2 protein-coding genes and 2 pseudogenes are annotated in these 3,849 nt (G+C 46.5%); 2 read left to right on the plus strand and 2 right to left on the minus strand.

Translation table 11 applies throughout. The features are described from left to right. Positions 1–499 precede the first annotated feature (499 nt). A pseudogene (locus C7N83_RS13270) lies at positions 500–622 on the plus strand (IS5/IS1182 family transposase); the annotation flags it as partial. Positions 623–807: 185 nt separating this feature from the next. On the opposite strand, the gene C7N83_RS13275 reads toward C7N83_RS13270, so the two are convergent. Continuing rightward, entirely contained in the window at positions 808–1,602 is a 795-nt protein-coding gene (locus C7N83_RS13275) for a thymidylate synthase (RefSeq protein WP_106743213.1), read from the minus strand. Positions 1,603–2,005: 403 nt separating this feature from the next. On the opposite strand from C7N83_RS13275, the gene gdhA reads away from it, so the two are divergent. After that, complete coding sequence (gene gdhA, locus C7N83_RS13280; protein ID WP_106743214.1) at positions 2,006–3,343, plus strand: NADP-specific glutamate dehydrogenase; 1,338 nt, start codon at positions 2,006–2,008, stop codon at positions 3,341–3,343. 341 nt (positions 3,344–3,684) lie between these two features. Here the strand turns inward: gdhA and C7N83_RS13285 are convergent. Next, positions 3,685–3,849, minus strand: a pseudogene (locus C7N83_RS13285) (IS1595 family transposase); the annotation flags it as partial.

Consider the following 3,849-nt stretch of genomic DNA (forward strand, 5'->3'; position numbering starts at 1 on the left):
AATACGCTGTTGGAACCGATGAGCACTTCGTCTCCGATGACGGTTTTGTGTTTGTTCACACCGTCGTAATTGGCGATAATGGTGCCTGCGCCGAAATTGGTTTTCCGGCCGACTTCGGCATCGCCGACACCTGTAGACAGACACAGGAAAAAGAGCAAAATTTTTAAAGCGGCCGGCTGTTTTTACAGAACAGAAACGAAGGATTGTTTATCTTGATAAAGGCGGTTTCAAGCAGCTCATTATAGTAGAGTTTAAAGGTGAAATCTGTTATGGGCAGTATGATTGGCATTTGACGAACCGGATCAATGCCATTAGTACCATTCGGGACGGGGAACCGTTTGCGGTCCGGCTGTTTGACGGCCCTGCCAACAGCAATATTGTTTACCGTTGGTTACACCCGGGCTTCCGTCCCAAAGCATAGTGGTGAGGGATAATGCCGCGTTTCACAAGCGTGCCGCCAATCGGAGCCGCCGGGCATACCCTCTTCCGGCTGTCTCCATTCCGATACAGCCGCGCTTCTTATTTCAGATTACTGAAAGCCGCAGCGCAAAGTCATTTGAAAGCAATTTGTGCCAACCTGCTAAAGGCTGCCAACAGGCTTCGTGTGCCTGTTGTTGTCTGAAAGGGTGGAAATGCCCTATGAAGACGAGGGATATAGAAAATATAAGGGCCTTTTAGCCGAAAAAAGCTTACTTGATAACTTAGAGTAAGCTTTTTTGGGGGTTTGGGGAAGGCTTTTGCAAAGGATTCAGGCCGTCTGAAAGCAGATTTTGTCTTTCAGACGGGGCCTGTTTATATTGTTTGGATTTATACTGCCACCGCTGCTTTAATATGCGGATGCGGGTCGTAACCCACCAGTTTAAAATCTTCAAATTTGAATTCAAATAAATCATTAACGTCAGGATTAATCTTCATAGCCGGTAGCGGACGTGTTTCGCGGCTTAATTGCAGTTCGGCTTGTTCGAAGTGGTTGCTGTAAAGATGCGCATCTCCGAAAGTATGGATAAATTCACCTGCCTCCAAACCGCATACCTGAGCCACCATCATCGTCAGCAGAGCGTAGCTGGCGATATTGAATGGCACGCCCAGGAAAATATCGGCACTACGTTGGTAAAGCTGGCAGGAAAGTTTACCGTCGGCCACATAGAACTGAAACAGCGCGTGACAAGGCGGCAAGGCCATTTCATCGACCAAGGCCGGATTCCATGCCGAAACGATTAAGCGGCGGCTGTCGGGATTTTTTTTGATTTGTTCCACCACATTGGCGATTTGGTCGATGTGGTGGCCGTCGGGTGTCGGCCAGCTGCGCCATTGATAGCCGTAAACAGGGCCTAAGTCGCCGTTTTCGTCTGCCCATTCATCCCAAATCGAAACATTATTGTCCTTGAGATATTTGATGTTGGTGTCGCCTTTGAGAAACCACAGCAATTCATGAATGATGGAGCGTAAGTGCAGCTTTTTGGTGGTCAGCAGCGGAAAGCCCCGGCTCAAATCGAAGCTCATTTGATGGCCGAAAACCGAGCGTGTGCCTGTGCCTGTGCGGTCGGATTTGTCGGTGCCGTGGTCAATAACACGGCGCATGAGGTCGTGATAGGCTTTCATGAGTATTCCTTATGATTTTGACGGCTGCTATTGTAGCATTTCAGACGGCTGTAGTAATGAAAATAGACTGTCGGTAACTTTTAACCAATGGGATTAAAACACATCAGATTGTTGACAAAATCTTGCCCTATATCAAATTTGATGGAAATTTACACAAGAAATTTTTGAAAGATAGTTTTTTAATTAAAGATTATTATTTTTTTATTTTCATAAAAAAAGAATAAAGATTGCTTAATTTTATTTATATATTGATATAAAATTTTTCCAAAGAAAAATTTATTTAAAATAATGTCAACAATTTTATAAAAAAATACTTGGCAGCAAAAAAAAATAAGGTTATATTCCATTCCACAAATTGCCTATTTTGGATTGATTTCTTTCCGATTATTTTTTGGAGCTGACTATGACTGATTTAAATGCTTTGTTCGACAAGTTGAAGAAAAATAACCCTAACCAAGAGCCGTTTCACCAAGCGGTGGAAGAAGTATTCGAAAGCTTGAAACCTTTCTTGAAAGACAATCCTAAATATACCCAGCAAAACCTGCTGGAGCGCATTGTTGAGCCTGAGCGTGTGGTTATGTTCCGCGTGACTTGGGTGGATGACAAAGGCGAAGTGCAGGTGAACCGCGGCTACCGTATTCAAATGAACTCTGCCATCGGCCCTTACAAAGGCGGCTTGCGTTTCCATCCGACCGTTGATTTGGGCGTGTTGAAATTCTTGGCATTCGAGCAAGTGTTCAAAAATGCGTTGACTACCTTGCCGATGGGTGGAGGTAAAGGCGGTTCTGACTTCGATCCTAAAGGCAAATCTGACGCTGAAGTAATGCGTTTCTGCCAGGCCTTCATGACCGAATTGTACCGCCACATCGGCCCAAATACCGACGTACCGGCCGGCGACATCGGTGTGGGCGGCCGCGAAATCGGTTTCCTGTATGGCCAATACAAAAAAATCCGCAACGAATTCGCTTCTGTGTTGACTGGTAAAGGCCTGACTTGGGGCGGCAGCTTGATTCGTCCTGAAGCCACCGGTTACGGCTGCGTGTATTTCGCACAATTCATGCTGGAAACCAAACAAGACAGCATGAAAGGCAAACGCGTGTTGGTTTCCGGTTCGGGCAACGTGGCGCAATACGCTGCCGAAAAATCGATTCAGTTGGGTGCAAAAGTGCTGACTGTCTCCGACTCCAACGGTTTCGTTCAATTCCCTGACAGCGGCATGACCGAAGCACAATTGGCTGCTTTGATCGAATTGAAAGAAGTACGTCGCGAACGTTTGGCTGTATACGCCAAAGAACAAGGCTTGCAATACTTCGAAGGCCAAAAACCTTGGGGCGTGGCTGCCGATGTAGCCCTGCCTTGCGCGACCCAAAACGAATTGGACGAAGAAGCAGCCAAAACCTTGTTGGCCAACGGCTGTAAAGTAGTTGCCGAAGGTGCCAACATGCCGTCAACTTTGGGTGCGGTGAAACAATTCTTGGATGCCAAAATTCTGTACGCACCGGGCAAAGCGTCAAATGCAGGCGGTGTGGCCACTTCAGGTTTGGAAATGAGCCAAAATGCCATCCGTTTGTCTTGGACGCGGGAAGAAGTAGACAAAAACCTGTTCAACATCATGAAAGATATCCACGAAAACTGCGTAAAATACGGTACCCGTGAAGATGGCAGCGTGAACTACGTTGACGGCGCGAACATTGCCGGTTTCGTGAAAGTGGCTGATGCGATGCTGGCACAAGGTATCTAATCATTTCATTGATTTTAATATCGTGAAATAAATCAAAGGCCGTCTGAAAGTTTCAGACGGCCTTTGATGTGAACTATAGCCGTTTAACTTAAAAATGAGTACAAATTTTTCTCATGCCGTCTGAAACCTGAAATTCGTCATTCCCGGGAAGGCAGGAATGACGGCATTTGGATATTTATGTGCTAATTATTTAGTAAAACAGCTATACCATGTGGGTTGGCCGTATCTGATGGCCTGTCATTACCGCCATACGAAACAGATTGTCCGGCAGGTTTGCCCGACTTCCGGCCGGGTTCTATCAAGCGCACAGACCGTCTGAATAATTTTGGAGCTGACGTAGATTAGCCCCAAACACCACACCATTGCCGCAGCATTTCAAGCTGCCCGGACGGTGTGCCGAAGTCAAAGCGGAACCCGCATTCTTTCAGGAACAGCAGGCAAGATTTACGGCCAACCCCATTGTATTTGCGCAAGACGCACTTCGCCCGGTTCCAACAATTTCCAAT

This window comes from Neisseria iguanae, assembly GCF_003013245.1.
Classification (GTDB): Bacteria; Pseudomonadota; Gammaproteobacteria; order Burkholderiales; family Neisseriaceae; genus Neisseria; species Neisseria iguanae.